This is a genomic window from Cryobacterium sp. Y62 (assembly GCF_002929785.1).
Lineage (GTDB): Bacteria > Actinomycetota > Actinomycetes > Actinomycetales > Microbacteriaceae > Cryobacterium.
The window spans coordinates 16,196-33,367 of the sequence record NZ_PJJK01000117.1; the positions used below are offsets into that span (position 1 = coordinate 16,196).

A 17,172-nucleotide genomic window follows, 5' to 3' on the forward strand; every position below is an offset into this window, starting at 1 on the left:
GCTTCGTCTAGCCCCTTTTTTCGGTACGCGGCGACCACAACAGGTACGCAATACTCGACACTGGGGGAAAATAATGATAAAGCGCGAAGGACTAGAACCGGTACGAATACGCGTGCTGCGGCCACAGGAACGGATCCTGTCGCACGCGATGATCGCGGCGCTCGCCCTGTTCATCCCGCTCTTTCTCGTGTTCTACTGGTTGTCTATTCCACGCCAGACCTGGCCGTTTGTGCTCGAAATTCAGTGTGGGGTTACCGCCCTCGGCGTGATCTTCGCGCTCGGAGTCAGCAAAATGACGCTGCGCGTCGCCCCCGATCGTCTGTCGGTACGGAGTCTGCTCGGCCGCAAAACGCGCGTCGCCACCGCCGATATCGACAGTCTCGTGCTGGTCGAGCTCTATCAGAGCGAATCTATCGATTGTCTGCCGTACCTGTACCTGCTTGATTCCGGCGGCGATGTGCTCGTGCGGCTGAACGGACACGTCTGGTCGCGGCAATCGCTTGAAACCGTGATCGACGAGCTCGGCGTTACCGTGCTGCGCCCACCCGATCCGTTCACGGCGGCCGAACTCGGCCGCCTGCGGCCCCAGCTGGTTGGCCGCTTGACGCGACACACCGCAAAACTGATCGGTTAGTGCCCGCGTCCCGACACCACATCGGCCACCCGCGCGAGCGGAGACGTCGTGTGGCGACCGGTCAACTCAGTGCGGTCGGCGAACGAATAAGCGCGATACAGCGCCGTGACCGCGAGCCAGCGGAGCGGTTCCGGCTCCCACGGGCGTACCCGATGGTTCACCCAAGGCAGTCCGGTGAGCGCACTATCGCGGCCGAGAATCAGGTCAGTCAGGGTGCGTCCGGCCAGGTTCGTGGTCGCCACCCCGGTGCCCACATAGCCGCCGGCCCAGGCCAGTCCGGTCTGCGGGTCAAGACCGACGGTCGCGGCCCAATCCCTGGGCACACCGAGCACGCCCGACCACGCATGATCGATATTGGCGTCCTTAGTCGCAGGAAAGAAGCGCACCAAAATCTCGCGCAGGGCGTCGATGGTGGTTTGCGGGGTCTCGCCGTCGGCATCCGTTTTCGAACCGAATCGGTAGGGAACCCCGCGCCCGCCGATAGCGATGCGGTCGTCGCACGTGCGCTGCGCGTACATATAGGCGTGCGCCATGTCCCCCAACGTTTCCCGACCCGACCAGCCAATCTTTTCCCAAATGGATGCATCGAGCGGCTCGGTCGCGATCAGCGACGAATTCATGGGAAGCCAGGTACGGTGCAACCCCTTGAGCGCGGCCGTGAACCCCTCGGTCGCGCGCACGACGAACGCGGCGTCGACGGTACCGTATTCGGTCACTGCCCGGTTGGCCGCGATCTCGCTCACCAGGGTGTTTTCGTAGAGCTCAACGCCGAGCGCTTCGACCGCGCGGGCCAGCCCAGCCACGAGCGCCGCCGGATTAATGCGCGCGCAGTGCGGATGCCACATGCCCCCGGTGGTTCCCGTCACGTTGATGCGGTTTTGCGCTTGGGCCCGCGAGAGCAACTCGACGTCGGTGTGCTCCCAGGACTGCTCGGCCCGCGCGGCATTTTCGAGTCGCCGCTGCTGCGGGGCATCGTAGGCGATGGTGAATTCGCCGCCCTTGACAATGCCGGCATCGATGCCCTCCGCTGCGGCCACCCGGATAACCTCGTCGACCGTGTCGTTCATCGCGGCTTGAAAGTTTTCGACCGCCGGTCGGCCGTGTTTTTTCAGATACTGGTCACGACCGCCGGTGATCGAGTTCGTGAGCCAGCCGCCGTTACGTCCGGAGGCGCCGAACCCGGCGAAGCGGGCTTCGAGCACCACGATACGCAGCTGCGGCGCCGCCTTCTTGAGGTAGTACGCGGTCCACAGGCCGGTATAGCCGGCGCCGACAATGACGACGTCGGCCCGGGTCGACCCGGGCAGGGCTGGCCGAGGTACTGGCTGCCCGAGCTGGTTCCACCAGAAGGAGACGTCGCCATTGCGCCGGGGGGTCACTCGAGTCACGATTGGGCTGCCTTCTTTCGGTCTCGTTCGAGCCGCAGCCGGGCAGCGAGTGCACGTTCGCCATCGAGCTTTGCCGCCACCGGAGCCCAAAGCACAACCGCAACTCCGGCACCGATCAGCAGCCCGCCGATGGTATCGGTCAACCAGTGCACGCCGAGGTAGGTGCGGCTGAGCAGCATGACAATCGTGTACGCGGCACCGGCCAGGGCAATCCATAGACGCGGAAAAATGATGGCGAAGCACACCGCCATGGTGGCCGCATTGGCGACGTGGCCAGACGGAAACGAGCCAAAATCGGAGGTGACCAGCATGTCTTCCGGCCGGGCCCGACCAAAGACCTGCTTCAGGACTTGCACAGCGCCAGCACTGACCACGGTAGCCGCGAGATAGTAGCCGGCCGCCCACGGACGTTTGATAAACACGATGACCAGGGTGATGACGATCGGCACGATCAGCACGCCAAACAGACCGCCACCGAAGGCGTTCATGAACAGCGACGGAATCTCCCAGATCGGAGAGCGGTGTTCGATCACCTCGCCCATCCACTCGGTGTCGACCTCGAGGACGAGTCCGTTGGCACGCACGACGACGACCAGACCAAGCAGGGCGGCCAGTGCGACGGCAGACATCCCGCTGATCACGGGCCAGCGGCGGGAGATGCGGCGCGCTGCGGGGTCGGCGGCGCGCTCCGGAGACTTCGGGTTCATCATCCCGCCATCGTAGAACAGCCGCTCCCGATTCGGCCATCGGCGGGCCGAACCCGCACCATCCGCTCCCCGGCGTTTGCACCGGGCCTAGGTCCGAAAACTGGGCCCATCCTAGATCATGGGCCACGACCCTTAGGTGCGCCCAGAGCTGCGAGCGGGCTTAGCGCTCGAGCGCCGGCACGGTGCGCGGCCGCACGATCAGCCAGAGCGAGAGGAGCGACACCACCGCGGTGACTCCCATAACGGATGCCATCGGTATCGACGTTCCTACTCCCAGCAGTCCCACAACCGGCGAGATCAGGCCGGCCACACCGAAGTTCGCCGCGCCGAGCAAGGACGCCGCGGTTCCGGCCTCATGCCCGTGCGCGTTCAGGGCGATGACCTGAACGCTCGGCAGAGTGAAGCCGCAGGCGGCGATGAAGAACCACAGCGGAACCAGCGTGCCCCACAGCCCCATGCCGGCAAAGTCCAGGAGCACGATCGCCCCGGCAGTGAGCAGCAGCACGATCGTGGAGACCGACAGAATCCACTGCGGGCCGATGTTGAATCGGTGCATCAGCCGCGAGCTCAACTGCACACCGGTGACGACACCGAGCGAGTTCACGGCAAAGAGCAGGCCGTATTCCTGCGGACTGAACCCGTAGACATCCTGAAAGAGAAACGGCGAGGCCGAGAGGTAAGAGAACAGCCCGGTGAACGTCATCGCGCCGATGATCGCGACGCCGACAAAGGTGCGGTCGCTCAGCACAGCTTTGTAGCGCTGCGCCAGGGTGTTGTGCCCCTTCACGTGGAGCTCGCTCTCGGGCAGGGTCTCCACGATCCAGAACGCAACGGCCAAAATCACGATGACGCCGTAGGCGGCGAGCACCCAGAAGATGCCGCGCCAGTTCATCACGAGCAGAAGCTGCGAACCGATTACCGGCGCAAGTACCGGCGCAAGGCCGCTGACCAAGGCCAGCCGGGAGAGCATACGCACGAGCGGCTTGCCGCCGAACAGGTCGCGCACCATGGCCATCGCCACGACCGCACCGGCCGCAGCGCCAAAGCCCTGCAGCACGCGAAACACCGCGAGCACAATAATGTCGTTCGACATCGCGGCACCGACGCAAGCGAGAATGTGCAGGCCGGCCGCCAGCATGAGCGGCAGCCGTCGGCCCACCTTGTCGCTCCACGGACCTACGACGAGCTGCCCGAACCCGAAACCGATCATGGTTCCGGTCAGGGTGAGCTGAATGACCGACGGCAAGACACCGAATTCGCTCTCGAGTGTCGGGAAGGCGGGCAGGTAGAGGTCGATCGTGAACGGGCCCAGGGCGGTGAGGGCTCCGAGAATGAGAATGTAGACGATGCGCTGTCGCCGGCTCAGCTTGTCCCCGGGATGCACGGCAGTCGAGGAGAGTTGCTCGGCACTGATGACGGGGATGCTGGCGGTAATCACGTAGCGGATGTCCTTGGTTGGTTTAGCGAGGATGGCTGGCGGGCGACACGGCCGCCCTTGCGCCAAGCGCGGAGAGCGCGAAAGTATTCCCACGATCCAGCTGCGGGTCGAGCAGCAGCGCCTCGAAGGCCAGCTCGGCCGCCCCGATCAACAGCAGATTCGAGCCGAGCAGCGCTGGCGCGATCCGCACCCCGTCGAACGCGGTCCCCAGTGACAGAGCGGCGACCGCGCGGCTGAGCCGGTCGGGGTCGACGGCATGCAGCGCGGAGAGAAAGCCGCCGAGCACGATCACCTGCGGGTTGAGCACGTTGACCGCGCCAGCCAGGGCGACGGCCAGAAAATCGAGCTGCCGGGCGACCTCGGCGTGCACCACCGGGGAGTCGGAGGCGAGCAGCGCGCGTTCGAGGGTATCGGCATCCGTTTCGCTCGCGCGGAGGCCTAGCGCCTCGAGCAGGGCGTCGCGGGTCACCTCGGCTTCGAGGGTGCCCGCGATGCCAGCTGAGTCTTTCTGCCCACTCGCACTGACCCGGACGTGCCCGAATTCTCCGGCGTAGCCCGCTCGGCCACCGGCCGCGACGCCCCCGACTACGAGGCCGCCGCCGATTCCGCTCGACCCTCCGTTGAGGTAGATCAGGTCGGTCATGCCTTGCCCGGCGCCAAAGTAGCGTTCAGCGGTGACGCCGAGGCTCGCGTCGTTCGCCGCGACGACGGGCAGGCCCGTTGCCGCCGCGAGCAGATCACCGAGCGGCTCGTCCACCCAGCCGAGGTGTGGGGCGTGGCGCACCAGACCGTCGGACGCACGCACCAGGCCGGGCACGGCAACGCCTATTCCGATTATGGAATATTCGCTCAGCTCGGACCGAAGCTTGTCAACGATGCTCACAGTGATCGCCACGGCCTCGGCGGCCGTCGGCGACGATCTTGTTGCGAAGCGGATTCGGCGGTGCACGACGCCGCTCAGAGCGACCACTCCCACGGTGATCGCGTCGATCTCGGGGTTCAGCGCGAGGGCCACCACTCCGTCGCTCGCCGCGACGATCGGACTCGGCCGACCAGCCAACCGGGTCGGGTCGGGCATGCGCTCCTCAACCAACCCGCGCTCGACGAGTTCGGCAACCAATGCGCCAATCGTCGACCGATTCAGGCCGGTCAGTCGGGTGAGCTGCGCCCGCGACGCTGCCCCGCCCCGGTGCACCAGGCGCAGAATGATCGACAGGTTGCGGCGACGCAGATCGTCATGGTTGGTGCCCTGCATGGCGTGCACTGCTCTCGACTCTCACTCGTGGGTCAGAATTCAGGTTACCGCCCCGGATGGACTCCGTAGAGTGATACGTTGCCAGAGTCAACAAATCATCGACGGCGCTAACAGTCAAGAGGTGCCAGACAGGGACACCATGGAATTTCGTTATCTCGGCAACAGCGGATTAAAAGTTTCTGAAATCACCTACGGCAATTGGCTCACCCACGGTTCGCAGATTGCGAATGACACCGCGACGGCCTGCGTGCGCGCGGCGCTCGACGCGGGAATCAGCTCCTTCGACACCGCGGATGTGTACGCCAACACCGTGGCAGAGCAGGTACTCGGCAACGCACTCAAGGGCGAACGCCGCCAATCTCTTGAGATCTTCACCAAGGTTTTCGGCCCAACTGGCCCCAAAGGTCACAACGACACCGGGCTATCCCGTAAGCACATCCTCGAATCCATTGATGGCTCGCTCACTCGGCTGCAGACCGACTACGTCGACCTGTACCAGGCACACCGCTACGACGTGGAGACTCCGCTCGAAGAGACCATGCAGGCCTTCGCCGACGTTGTGCGCCAGGGTAAGGCCCTATATATCGGAGTGAGCGAGTGGAACGCCGAGCAGTTGCGGGCCGGCCACAAGTTCGCCGCCGACCTGGGTGTTCAGCTCATCTCCAACCAGCCGCAGTATTCGATGCTCTGGCGCGTGATCGAGTCCGAGGTGGTTCCGGCCGCCGAGGAACTCGGCGTCTCCCAGATCGTCTGGTCCCCGATTGCACAGGGCGTGCTTACCGGCAAGTATCTGCCGGGGCAGGCGCTCCTTGAAGGCAGCCGGGCAACGGATGCCAAGGGTGGCGCCAACACGATCCAGCGCTGGATGAGCACCGAGGTTCTCACGGCCGTGCAGAAGCTGCGCCCGATCGCCGACGACCTCGGGCTCACCATGGCGCAGCTCGCGCTCGCCTGGGTGCTCGCGAATAAGAACGTCGCCTCCGCCATCATGGGTGCCTCCCGCCCAGAGCAGGTCGCCGACAATGTGAAGGCTGCCGGAGTGCAGCTCGACGCCGACGTGCTCACGAGAATCGATGCCGCCGTGCGCGACCTGGCCGAGTTTGACCCGCGCAAAACCGTCTCGCCGGAGCAGCGCGAAGCGTAAGCCAGCGGCATCCGCTTTATAAAATTTAGGAGTACGCAATGAGAATCGCCGTTACCGGTGGCAGTGGCAAGCTCGGACGCAGCGTCGTCGCGCGCCTGGCGGGCGAGGGCCACAAAGTCACCAACCTCGACCAGTCGGGAACTCGCGATTTCGGATTCACGAAAATCGACCTCACCGACTACGGCCAGGTGAGTGACGTGATGTTCGGCATCAACGACCGCACCGACGGGTTCGATGCCGTTGTGCATCTCGGAGCCATTCCGGCACCGGGAATCGCGCCAGACGTGGCTACCTTCCACAACAATATGCTCGCGACCTACAACGTGTTTCAGGCGGCGCGGCGGGCCGGCATCAAGACGATCGTCTACGCCTCAAGCGAGACGACCCTGGGCCTGCCGTTCGATATCGACCCGCCATACATTCCCGTCGACGAAGAGTACCCGGCACGGCCCGAGAGCACGTATTCGCTGGTCAAGCACCTCGAAGAGCAGATGGCCATTCAGCTGGTGCGCTGGGACCCGCTGCTCAGCATCACGGCGCTGCGCTTCTCCAACGTGATGAATCCGGACGACTACGCGGCCTTCCCCGGCTACGACGCTGACGCCACCCTGCGCAAGTGGAACCTCTGGGGCTACATCGACGGTCGCGACGGCGCTCAGGCCGTGCTCCGGGCGCTCGAGCAGGCACAGCCGGGCTTCGAGACGTTCATCATTGCGGCCGCCGACACCGTGATGAGCCGGTCGAGCGCGAGCTTGGCCGCCGAGGTCTTTCCAAACGTCACCGTCACTAAAGAGGTCGACGAACACGAGACTCTGCTGTCGATCGACAAGGCGAAGCGGATGCTCGGCTTCGCCCCCGAGCACAGCTGGCGCGACCACGTGTAGTTCGCCACCGCAACCGCAGGCCTAACGACTGACGCGCTCGCTTGCCCCCAGGACGGCGAGCTCACTGCGGCGCGGCATGCCCTCCCAGTCCCCCGGAACCAGGCAGGCGTAGGCACCCACCGTGACGGCGGTGGTCAGCCGGGTGGCCACGTCGCGGCCCAGCAGGTATTCGGCGAGGTAGCCGGCCACGAAACCGTCCCCGGCGCCCACGGTGTCAAGCGGCGTGGTGGGAATGGCCGCCCGCTCGTATTCCAGGCTCTGAACGACGGCAACCGCACCACGCTCGCCGAGTTTCACAACGGCCTCGCCGGCCCCAGCCTCGATCAAATGATGCGCCAGCAGCAACGGCGTCGCCGCATCGCCGACCGCGATGGCCGCCTCGTCGTCGCCGGCGAAGACGACGTCAACGAACGGCAGGATGCGGCGGTATATGGCGCCGGCCTCAGCGGGCGACCAGAGCTTGCCTCGAAAATTGAGGTCGAATGACACGGTGACGTCGGCATCGCGAGCCACCCTGATTGCCTCGAATACGGCGTCAGCAGCGGTGTCAGAGAGAGCGGGCGTGATGCCCGTGAGGTGCAGCAGCGACGCAGTGCGAATGAGCTCGGGGTCAATGTCGCCTGGCGTCAGTCGCGGCCCGGCATTGCCGCGACGGTAGTACCAGACGCGGGTATCCCGGCTCGTGCGACGCTCCTTGACCATGAGCCCCGTCGGTGCCTCCGAATCGCGGATTCCCACCACCCGCACGCCCTCCGCGCTGATTTCGCGCAGCACGAGGTCACCGAGGGAGTCCTCGCCCACCCGACCGATCCAGGTGACCGGCGTGCCAAGGCGTCGCAGCGCGATGGCTACGTTGCTCTCGGAACCGCCAATGCCCAGGGTCATGGCCCGGGTATGCTGCAGCGGCCCAAAGGTGTCTGCGCTCATCAGGGCCATCGTTTCGCCCAGGGTCACAACCGAGGGAGCGACGGATGCGGCGCTCATCGCTGCGCCAGGGCATCCGCTGCGAGGCTGGTCACTCGCTGCGCCCGTTCGGCGAGCGCCACGAGCGACCCACCTTTCAGCGCGTCGCCCACGAGCGGGCCGCCGAGACTCACGGCGAGGGCACCGGCGTTCAGCCAGCGCGGAATGTCTTCGAGGCCGATCCCGCCGGAGGGAACGAACTCCAGGTCGGGAAACGGCCCGCGCAGGTGCGAACCGTACTGCGGCCCCACGGTTTCGGCCGGGAAAATCTTCACGGCGGTGGCACCGGCGGCCCAGGCGCCGTAGAGCTCAGTGGGCGTCAGCCCGCCCGGGAACACGGGAATGCCCTCGCGCACGGCGAGCGCGATCACATCGAGGTTTACGATCGGGGTCACGAGATAGTGCGCCCCGGCCGCGATGGCGAATTCGGCCTGGCGCACGGTCACGATGGTTCCAATCCCCACTTCGACGTCGTCGCCCACCCGCGTGAGCAGGGCGGGCAAATGCTCGAAGGTGCCGGATGTGCTGAGTGTGAGTTCGATCGAGCGCACGCCATTCTCGGCGAGCGCGTCGACCACGGGATCGTAGTCGGTCGCGGCGCTCGCGCGCAACACGGCGATGATCGGGTGCTGGCGCAGTCGAGCGGATGCCGGCACGCGGGCCGGCGAGGGGGCGAGGGTCACGGTGACTCCTGGGTTTGTTCTACACGGGGGTTGAAACTTGGGACGGCACTGGCCGTCGACCGACGAACGATGAGTCGGGTGGGGACACTGCCGGTCTGGTGCGTTTTGGGGTTGAGCACAGCGGCCGCGGCAAGGGCGCCAAGGACTCGGCTGGAGCTGTCGACGGTGGTCAGCGCTGGCCAGGCGAGCCCGTCTGGGAGGGAATCGTCACAGCCGATCACGCTGATTCGGCCCGGAACATCGATGCCGCGAGCGCGGAGCGCCGCGAGCACTCCGAGCGCGACCTGGTCGTTGAAGGCGAGCACGGCAGTGGCCCGGTCGGTGTCGAGGTCGGTGCCCGCCGCGAGCCCGGCCGCGAAGTCGGGCCGCTCGATCCCCACGATGGTTAGGTTCAACCCGAGTTCGCCGCAGACTCGGATAAGTGCGGCTCGTTTCTGGCGCGCCGACCAGGAACGGGCGGGTCCGTCGAGATAGGTGAGCCTGCGGTGGCCGAGCGCGTGCAGATGGGTGACGGCCGACGTGAAGCCAGCGTCCACGTCAATGACCACCTGGCTCAGCCGAGGTGGCACGTCCACGCCGACATCGAGCCGTCGGTTGGCGAGCACAACCGGCAGCCGGCCGGCCGCGGCCACGATCTGTTCGTCGGTCAGCCGGCTGGAGGTGAGCACGAGGCGATCAACCTGGGTGGACATCTGACGCACCAGGGCGTACTCGCGGTCGGGATTCTCATGGGAATCGCCGATCACAATGCCCATATCGTACGCGCCAACGAGCGATTCGAGTTCGGCCAGGAACGAGGTATAGAAGGGGTTGGTGATGTCGGGAAAGATCACACCGATGTTGCCGGTCGTACCGGTCACGAGGCCGCGCGCCAGTCGGCTCGGGGTGTAGTCCAGTGCAGCGGCTACTCGCACGACGCGGTCTTTGGTCGCGGCTACAACGGCATCGGATCCGCTCAGCGCGCGCGACGCGGTAGCGATCGACACGCCGGCGGCCTCAGCAACCTGTCGAATCGTTGTCGCCACTTGACCCGCCCGCCGGAAAGAATGAGAATAGGGAATGAAATCGTTTACATTTATCCTATAACAGCCACAAGGATCCCGCCAGATGCCCACCAGAGTCTTGCTCCGCGACGTTGCCCTGCACTTGAACGACCGGGATGAGGTGGCCGTCGCGCTGCGTTCGCTACCCGCCGGCACCCTGATTGATCTCGGCATGGGAGGCGCGGAACTAACCCTCCCAGCCGATATCCCGCGCAGCCACAAGTTCGCCCTCGTCGCCATCGCCACGGGCGCACAGGTACACAAATATGGGCAGTCCATCGGTCGCGCGACCGCGGCGATCGCCGCCGGCGAGCACGTGCACAGCCAGAACCTCGGCATGGACGACACCGGGCGCACCCACGAGTTCGGCACCAGTCGCACCGACCTCGCGGTACCGAGCGAGCCCATGCCCACGTTTCTCGGCTACCCGCGCGCCGACGGTCGAGTGGGCACCCGCAACTATGTGGGCATTCTCACCTCGGTGAACTGCTCGGCCACGGCCGCCAACCTCATCGCCGAGGCCTTTCGCGGCTTCGCCCTCGACGAGTTCGAGAACGTCGACGGCGTGATGGCTCTCACGCACCAGAGTGGATGCGGCCTGGTCCCCACCAGCGAAGGTGGCCAGGTTCTGCTGCGCACCCTCCGCGGCTACGCGGCGCACCCCAACTTCGGCGGCCTGCTCGTCGTGGGCCTTGGCTGCGAAATGGTCCCGGTCGAGTCGCTCGTGCAGGGCTACGATTTGCCGAGCGACACCCTCGTGTCTTCCATGAACATCCAGGGCGAGGGCGGCGTGCGCGCTACCGTCAAGGAGGGCATCGCCCGCATCCGCGCCATGCTGCCCGAGCTCAACGCGCGCTCGAGGGTTCCGGTTCCGGTATCCGAACTCGTGCTGGGCCTGAACTGCGGCGGCTCCGACGGCTTCTCCGGCATCACCGCGAACCCGGCCCTGGGTGTGGCGTCGGACTTGCTCGTGGCGTATGGGGCGACATCCGTTCTGGCAGAAACACCGGAGGTGTTCGGCGCTGAGCATTTGCTCACCAGCCGCGCAGTCTCGCCCGCGGTCGGGCAACGACTGCTCGACCGCATCGAGTGGTGGCAGGGCTACGCGCGGCAGGGCGGCGGTAGCCTCGATAACAACCCGTCCCCCGGCAACAAGGCCGGCGGGCTGACCACCATTCTGGAAAAGTCACTCGGCGCCGTCGCGAAGGCCGGGCAAGCGAACCTCTCCGCAGTATATGAGTACGCCGAGCGCATCACCGAACGCGGTCTCGTCTTCATGGACACCCCCGGCTACGATCCGGTGTCGGTGACCGGCATCATCGCCGGCGGCGCAACTGTCGTGTGCTTCACCACCGGTCGCGGCTCGGTGTTCGGCTCCAAGCCCACGCCGTCGATCAAGCTCGCCACCAACTCGGAGACTTTCAACCGGATGCCCGATGACATGGACCTCAACGCGGGCCGCATCGTCGACGGCACGGCCACCCTCGCCGAAGTCGGGGCAGAGATCTTCGCCCTCATCATTCGAGTGGCATCGGGCGAACAGACCGTGAGCGAAGAGCTCGGCGTTGGCCAGGAGGAGTTCATCCCCTGGCAGTTCGGCACCGTCACCTGAGCACCCCGGCCGCAAGTTCTCCGCGCATAACTCCTGCAAATCGAGACGGCCGAGCCGGACTGCCGCGTGATTCCGGGGCCGACTTGTGGTCTGCCCCGGAATCTGCAGGAGTTACACGCCGGGGCCGGCGGACCGGTCCGCCGACACTCGGCGAGCGGATTCCTCTGGTTTACCAGTCGTGCATGGTCCCGTCGCGCTGCAGCCGGTTCACCGGCAGGTACGCGGGCGTGTAGTCGAAGGTAGCGGCGAGCGCCTCGTCGTACTCGACACCGAGGCCGGGGTTGTTGCCCGGGTGCAGCAGGCCGTCCTTAAAGGTGTAGCTCGTCTGAAACACCGACAGGGTGTCTTCGGAGTGCTTCATATACTCCTGGATGCCGAAGTTGTGAATGGCGAGGTCGAGGTGCAGGGCGGCTGCCTGGCCGACCGGCGAGATATCGGTTGGTCCGTGGAAACCAGACTTGATCTGGTAGATCGCCGCGAAGTCGATGATCTTTTTGAGCGCGCTGATGCCGCCGGTGTGGGTGACGGCACTGCGCACGTAATCGATGAGCTGCTCGGTGATCAGGGTCTGATAGTCGAAAACCGTGTTGAAGACCTCGCCGATGGCCAGTGGCGTCGTCGTCTGCGCGCGCACCCGGCGCAGGCTCTCCTGGTTTTCGCCGGGGGTGCAGTCCTCGAGCCAGAACAAGTCGTAGGGCTCGAGCGATTTACCGAGGATGGCAGCCTCGTTCGGCGTAAGCCGGTGATGGCCGTCATGCAGCAGCGGCAGGTCATAGCCGAATTCCTCGCGCACGGCCGCGAAGATCGTCGGGATGTGCCGGAGGTACGCGCGGCTGTCCCACTGCTCCTCGGTAGGAACCGAAGTGCGCTTGGCTGGTTCGTAGTCGTAGCGCTCGCCGGGCTTCTGGTTCGTGGCCACACCGTAGACCTGGCCGAGGCCGGGCACGCCCGTTTGCACGCGGATGGCCTTGAACCCCTGGTCGAGGTGGTTCTGAATGGAGTTGAACAGCGACGGCAGGTCCGATCCGGACGCGTGCCCGTAGGCGAGGGCCCCCGTGCGGGAGGCCCCACCGAGCAGTTGATACACCGGCTGGCCGGTAACCTTGCCCTTGATATCCCAAAGGGCAACGTCCACCGCTGCGATCGCCGCCATCGTGACGGGACCGCGACGCCAATATGCCCCGCGGTACAGGTACTGCCAGGTGTCTTCGATCGCCTGCGGGTCGCGGCCGATCAGCAACGGCACGATGTGCTCCTGCAGGTAGACGACCACTGAAAGCTCACGCCCGTTGAGAGTCGCATCGCCGAGGCCCGTCACGCCGTCCGACGTGGTGATCTTCAGAGTGACGAAGTTCCGGCCGGGGCTCGTAACGAAAACTTCTGCATGTTTAATGACGCTCATAGTGCGGCTCCTTCTGGTGTTATAGAGACTGGTGCGATGCCAGCGGATGCGTCGTCGCGCCGCGCGTATGCCGCCAGCGGCAGGGTGTAGGCGAGGTCGATGGCTGTCTCCGTCGCCTCGTCCAGGGTGAGTCGGTGTTCGGCCACGAGCTTGGAGAGGTAGCCGGCGTCGATGCGTCGGGCGAGGTCGTGTCTGGCCGGAATCGACGCGAACGCACGGGTGTCGTCGACGAAACCGCTCGTGTTGTAAAAGCCAGCGGTCTCGGTGACGAGCTCACGGAACCTCGCCATGCCTCCAGGCGAATCGAGGAACCACCAGGGTGCACCGAGCCGCACCGAGGGGTAGGCCCCCGCGATCGGGGCAAGTTCCCGCGAATACACGTTCTCGTCGGTCGTGAACAGGATGATGCGAAACCGCGGGTCAAGACCGAAGGCGTTGAGCAGCGGCTGCAGCCCGCGGGTGTAATCCACCTGGCGAGGAATGTCGAACCCGTTGTCCGGTCCGAAGGCGGCAAAGATCTGGTCGGAATGGTTGCGCTGCACTCCCGGGTGCAGCTGCATGACGAGCCCGTCTTCGACCGACATGCGAGCGCTCTCGAACAGCATGTTGGCTGCGAAGGCCGCGCCGGTGGCCGCATCGACCGGCCCGGCGAGCGCCTGGTCAAAGATGCGCTGGGCATCCGCTGCGGAAAGTGGGGTGGTATCGGCGGAGAGGTGGCCATGGTCGGTGGCCCGGGCGCCGGCCGCCACGAATGCGAGCCGTCGTTCCTGCACGGCCACCAGGAAACTCGCGTAGTCCGTGATCTCGGTGCCGTTGCGGGCGGCGAGCGCGCGCACGGAGGCCCGCCATGCTGCGCGATCGGGGTAAAAAATTCCGTCGGGCCGGAAGGTGGGAACGACGCGCTCGCCCCAGCCGTCTGCGGCGAGCGCTGCATGGTCGGCCAGGTCGGAATCCGGCGCATCCGTCGTGCTGAGAATCTCGATATTGAAACGATCAAAGAGTGAGCGGATGCGCCACGACGGCGCGGCCAGTGCGGCTGACAGCTGGTCGTAAATCGCATCAGCCGTGGCTGCGGAGGGTTCTTCGGCAATGCCGAAGACCTCTACCAGCTCGTGTTCCATCCAGTACCGGGTGGGGGTTCCCCGAAACAGCTTCCACATGGAGCAGAAGCGCCGCCAGACGAGGCGGTGGTCGGTCTCGTACGCGTCGCCGTTCAGGGGCCGAACGCCGAGATCTTGTTGACGGTAGCCCTGGGACACGAGCATTCGCACGAGGTAGTGGTCTGGAATGATGAACAGTTCGGCCGGGTCGCCGAAGGCATCGTTGCGCCGGATGGCCCCGGCATCAATGTGCCCGTGCATCGAGACGATCGGCAGTGCGGCGACGCTCTGGTAGAGCTCACGGGCGATCGAGCGCTGGGTCGGTTCGGCCGGGAGCGCCCGGTCAGGGTGAAGTTTCCATGGCGTCTTGGCCATTTTCTGCCTCCTCGTTGAAACAAAATGAGTGTTGTTGCAGTCGGTCGAGCCCGATGAACGCGTCATTGCCGGGTCCGTTGAGACCACTATATGCACGTAAGTAGGAGTAACGGAACGGTCATGGTCGCCAATAATGCAAACTTTCTCTCGTTATAAAACTGAGACTTGACGAAACGCTGCAAACGTTTGCAGACTGTAGCCACGGTCCGCAAACGCTCGGACCATTACACAGGGTGGTGGTGAGCATGGTCGTGACCATTCGCGATGTGGCCCGCGCCACCGGAGTATCGATTTCCACGGTCTCCCGGGCGCTGGCCAACCCGGAGCAGGTTGCCGAGGCCACCCGCGTGCACGTGCAGGAGACGGCCCGAACCATGGGCTACCGGCCTAACCGCGCTGCCCGGGGACTCGTCACCGGCCGCACCGGCAGCATCGGCCTCGTCGTACCCGACCTCGAAAACCCATTTTTCGGATCAATTTGCAAGGGAGTGCAGGCCCGTGCCCGCGCCGCTGGCTACGCAGTGTTCATCGCCGACACCGACGAAGATCCGCTCCTCGAAGACGAGGTCGTGCGCGGCCTGACCAAGCAGGTCGACGGCGTCATTCTCTGCTCCCCCCGCGGCTCCGACGAAGCCGTCGGCCGCGTCGCCGAGGACAGCTCACTCGTGCTCGTCAACCGCACCCTGGCCGGCGTCCCGTCGATCACATTCGACAATGGCGGCGGCGCCCGAGCAGTGATGCGGCACCTGGTGGCGCTCGGTCACCGCACGATCGCCTACGCGGCCGGCCCGATCACCTCGTGGTCAAACCGGGAACGCGACACGGCCCTGCGCGACTTCGCCGAACAGTCCAACGATGTTGAACTGATCGAACTCGGCAGTTTTCCGCCGGTGTTCTCCGGAGGAACCCAGGCGGCGGACCTTGCACTCGCGAGCGGCGCCACGGCTATCGTGGCCTTCAACGACCTCGTCGCTGCCGGGCTCGTCGACCGGCTGCGCCACCGCGGCATCACCGTGCCGACCGACATCAGCGTGACCGGCTTCGACAACGTGCCGATGTCCACCCTCGTCTGGCCCAACCTCACGACGGTGGACTTTCCCCGCATCCAGATGGGCCGTGCGAGCGTCGATGCTCTGCTCGACACAGTGCTGGGCCGGCGCAAGGAGCCACGCCCCAACCTCGAGATCCCGGTGGAACTCGTCGTGCGGCAGTCCACGGGCGTTTTACCCGCCAGCCGCGCAGCATCCGCTTAATCAGCGGTCCCCACAGCTTCCAGACACAGCCGTTTGGTCAGAACAGAAGGAAAAAATCGAAATGAGAGCTTTCACCCGCACTTATGTCACAGCGGCAGTCGCCGTGGCAGCCCTCGTTCTCACGGGGTGTACCGCACCGAATTCCGGCACCGCACCGGCCACTCCAGCGACCAACGCCTCCGATGTGCCCGACAAGCCGTCCGCCCCGGTCACCCTGAACATCCTCGACGTGGCCGGCAACCAGAAGCTCACCGGACCCATGGTCGACGCCTTCGTGGCTGCGAACCCTGACGTTATCTCTTCCGTCACCTGGGAGAGCGCCGGCGCGCCCGACCTCGTCGGGTCGATCAAGCCCCAGGTCGACAGCGGAAGTCTCTCGATCGACCTCGTGATGACCGGAACCGACGGCCTTTCCGCCGGAATCGGCCAGAACCTGTGGATTCCGCTCGTCACCGATTACGGCGGCCGGCTATCAAATCAGGACGACTACATCGAGCCCGCCGCTAACATGCAAAAGCTCGCAGAGGGCTTCGGCGTCGTCACGACCTACTACCCTTCCGGCCCGCTGCTGCAGTACGACCCCGCCGTAGTAACTGACGTTCCAACCACCCCGGAAGAGGTACTCGCCTGGGCGGAGGCCAACCCCGGCAAGTTCGGTTATGCGCGTCCGGCTAACTCCGGACCCGGCCGAACCTTTCTGCAGGGCCTGCCGTACATCCTCGGCGACTCCGACCCGACCGATCCCGTGAACGGCTGGGACAAGACCTGGGCTTACCTGAAGGAACTCGGCCTCACCATCAACAACTACCCCACCGGCACCGGTCAGGTCATTACTAACATGGCCGACGGAACCTGGGCAATGATTCCCACCACGACCGGCTGGGACATCGAACCCCGCGCCACGGCCAAGATGCCCGCGAGCATTGAAGCTGCCCCGTTCGACGACTTCACCTGGGTAACGGATGCCCACTACGCCGTGGTTCCCCAGGGCCAGACCGCTGACAAAATGTCAGCCATCCTGCTGCTTCTGCAGGACATCCTCACCCCGGAGACCAACGCCATGGCGTACGACACTGGCTATTTCTACCCCGGTCCGGCCATCGAGGGCGCAACGATCGACAAGGCGCCCCAAGCCAGCCAGGACGTCATTGCCGAGTTCGGCCGCGATTGGTACGACGACCTGATCGAGGAGATGCCCAAAGCAGCTCCGCTCGAGCCTGGCGCCCTCGTGCAGGCATTTGACATCTGGGACCGCGAAGTCGGCTCGGGAAAATTTGAGGCGAAGTAGCTC

At 65.3% G+C, this 17,172-nt stretch carries 15 protein-coding genes; 6 read left to right on the plus strand and 9 right to left on the minus strand.

The genetic code is table 11. The features are described 5' to 3' along the window. The first annotated feature begins 73 nt into the window (after positions 1-73). On the plus strand, positions 74-634 hold the full coding sequence (locus tag CXY71_RS15870) for a hypothetical protein (protein ID WP_146071786.1): 561 nt from the start codon (positions 74-76) through the stop codon (positions 632-634). Here CXY71_RS15870 and CXY71_RS15875 read toward each other — a convergent pair. The 4 genes from CXY71_RS15875 to CXY71_RS15890 all read right to left on the minus strand — a co-directional run bounded on the left by CXY71_RS15875 (position 631) and on the right by CXY71_RS15890 (position 5,422). After that, positions 631-2,022 carry an FAD-binding oxidoreductase gene (locus CXY71_RS15875; RefSeq protein ID WP_233204671.1) on the minus strand — a complete coding sequence of 464 codons (1,392 nt, stop codon included), beginning with the start codon at positions 2,020-2,022 and terminating at the stop codon, positions 631-633. The two genes, CXY71_RS15870 and CXY71_RS15875, sit on opposite strands and share 4 nt — an antisense overlap. After that, entirely contained in the window at positions 2,019-2,732 is a 714-nt protein-coding gene (locus CXY71_RS15880; RefSeq protein ID WP_104137524.1) for a phosphatase PAP2 family protein, read from the minus strand. Before CXY71_RS15880 ends, CXY71_RS15875 begins: the two co-directional genes overlap by 4 nt. 157 nt (positions 2,733-2,889) lie before the next feature. Beyond that, positions 2,890-4,167: a multidrug effflux MFS transporter gene (locus tag CXY71_RS15885; protein WP_233204672.1), complete on the minus strand. Its 1,278-nt coding sequence runs from the start codon at positions 4,165-4,167 to the stop codon at positions 2,890-2,892. Between the two features lie 22 nt (positions 4,168-4,189). Further along, positions 4,190-5,422, minus strand: coding sequence for an ROK family transcriptional regulator (locus CXY71_RS15890; RefSeq protein WP_104137895.1), 1,233 nt, complete (start codon positions 5,420-5,422; stop codon positions 4,190-4,192). A 139-nt stretch (positions 5,423-5,561) separates the two neighbouring features. On the opposite strand from CXY71_RS15890, the gene CXY71_RS15895 reads away from it, so the two are divergent. Together CXY71_RS15895 and CXY71_RS15900 are read left to right on the plus strand one after the other, a co-directional pair. Next, the gene (locus CXY71_RS15895; RefSeq protein ID WP_104137527.1) at positions 5,562-6,566 is read left to right on the plus strand and encodes an aldo/keto reductase family protein; all 1,005 of its coding nucleotides are present in this window, start codon (positions 5,562-5,564) and stop codon (positions 6,564-6,566) included. Positions 6,567-6,604: 38 nt separating this feature from the next. Continuing rightward, positions 6,605-7,450 (plus strand): NAD(P)-dependent oxidoreductase, encoded by an 846-nt coding sequence (locus CXY71_RS15900; protein WP_104137530.1) that lies wholly within the window; start codon positions 6,605-6,607, stop codon positions 7,448-7,450. A 21-nt stretch (positions 7,451-7,471) separates the two neighbouring features. On the opposite strand, the gene CXY71_RS15905 is transcribed toward CXY71_RS15900, so the two are convergent. The 3 genes from CXY71_RS15905 to CXY71_RS20760 are packed head-to-tail and all read right to left on the minus strand — an operon-like array spanning position 7,472 to position 10,121. After that, the gene (locus tag CXY71_RS15905; RefSeq protein WP_104137533.1) at positions 7,472-8,434 is read right to left on the minus strand and encodes a sugar kinase; all 963 of its coding nucleotides are present in this window, start codon (positions 8,432-8,434) and stop codon (positions 7,472-7,474) included. Next, on the minus strand, positions 8,431-9,096 hold the full coding sequence (locus tag CXY71_RS15910) for a bifunctional 4-hydroxy-2-oxoglutarate aldolase/2-dehydro-3-deoxy-phosphogluconate aldolase (RefSeq protein ID WP_233204673.1): 666 nt from the start codon (positions 9,094-9,096) through the stop codon (positions 8,431-8,433). Before CXY71_RS15910 ends, CXY71_RS15905 begins: the two co-directional genes overlap by 4 nt. Further along, positions 9,093-10,121 carry a LacI family DNA-binding transcriptional regulator gene (locus CXY71_RS20760; RefSeq protein ID WP_158253132.1) on the minus strand — a complete coding sequence of 343 codons (1,029 nt, stop codon included), beginning with the start codon at positions 10,119-10,121 and terminating at the stop codon, positions 9,093-9,095. The genes CXY71_RS15910 and CXY71_RS20760 overlap by 4 nt, the downstream gene beginning before the upstream one ends. Before the next feature lie 82 nt (positions 10,122-10,203). Here CXY71_RS20760 and CXY71_RS15925 point away from each other — a divergent pair, with 82 nt between their 5' ends. Further along, positions 10,204-11,751, plus strand: coding sequence for a UxaA family hydrolase (locus CXY71_RS15925; RefSeq protein ID WP_104137538.1), 1,548 nt, complete (start codon positions 10,204-10,206; stop codon positions 11,749-11,751). A 169-nt stretch (positions 11,752-11,920) separates the two neighbouring features. Here CXY71_RS15925 and manD read toward each other — a convergent pair whose 3' ends face one another. Together manD and uxaC are read right to left on the minus strand one after the other, a co-directional pair. Next, positions 11,921-13,153, minus strand: coding sequence for a D-mannonate dehydratase ManD (gene manD / locus CXY71_RS15930; protein WP_104137541.1), 1,233 nt, complete (start codon positions 13,151-13,153; stop codon positions 11,921-11,923). Next, complete coding sequence (gene uxaC, locus CXY71_RS15935; RefSeq protein ID WP_104137544.1) at positions 13,150-14,628, minus strand: glucuronate isomerase; 1,479 nt, start codon at positions 14,626-14,628, stop codon at positions 13,150-13,152. The genes manD and uxaC overlap by 4 nt, the downstream gene beginning before the upstream one ends. 245 nt (positions 14,629-14,873) lie before the next feature. On the opposite strand from uxaC, the gene CXY71_RS15940 reads away from it, so the two are divergent. Next, positions 14,874-15,881, plus strand: coding sequence for a LacI family DNA-binding transcriptional regulator (locus CXY71_RS15940; protein ID WP_104137900.1), 1,008 nt, complete (start codon positions 14,874-14,876; stop codon positions 15,879-15,881). Between the two features lie 61 nt (positions 15,882-15,942). Next, positions 15,943-17,169: an extracellular solute-binding protein gene (locus CXY71_RS15945; RefSeq protein WP_104137547.1), complete on the plus strand. Its 1,227-nt coding sequence runs from the start codon at positions 15,943-15,945 to the stop codon at positions 17,167-17,169. The last annotated feature ends 3 nt before the right edge of the window (positions 17,170-17,172 follow it).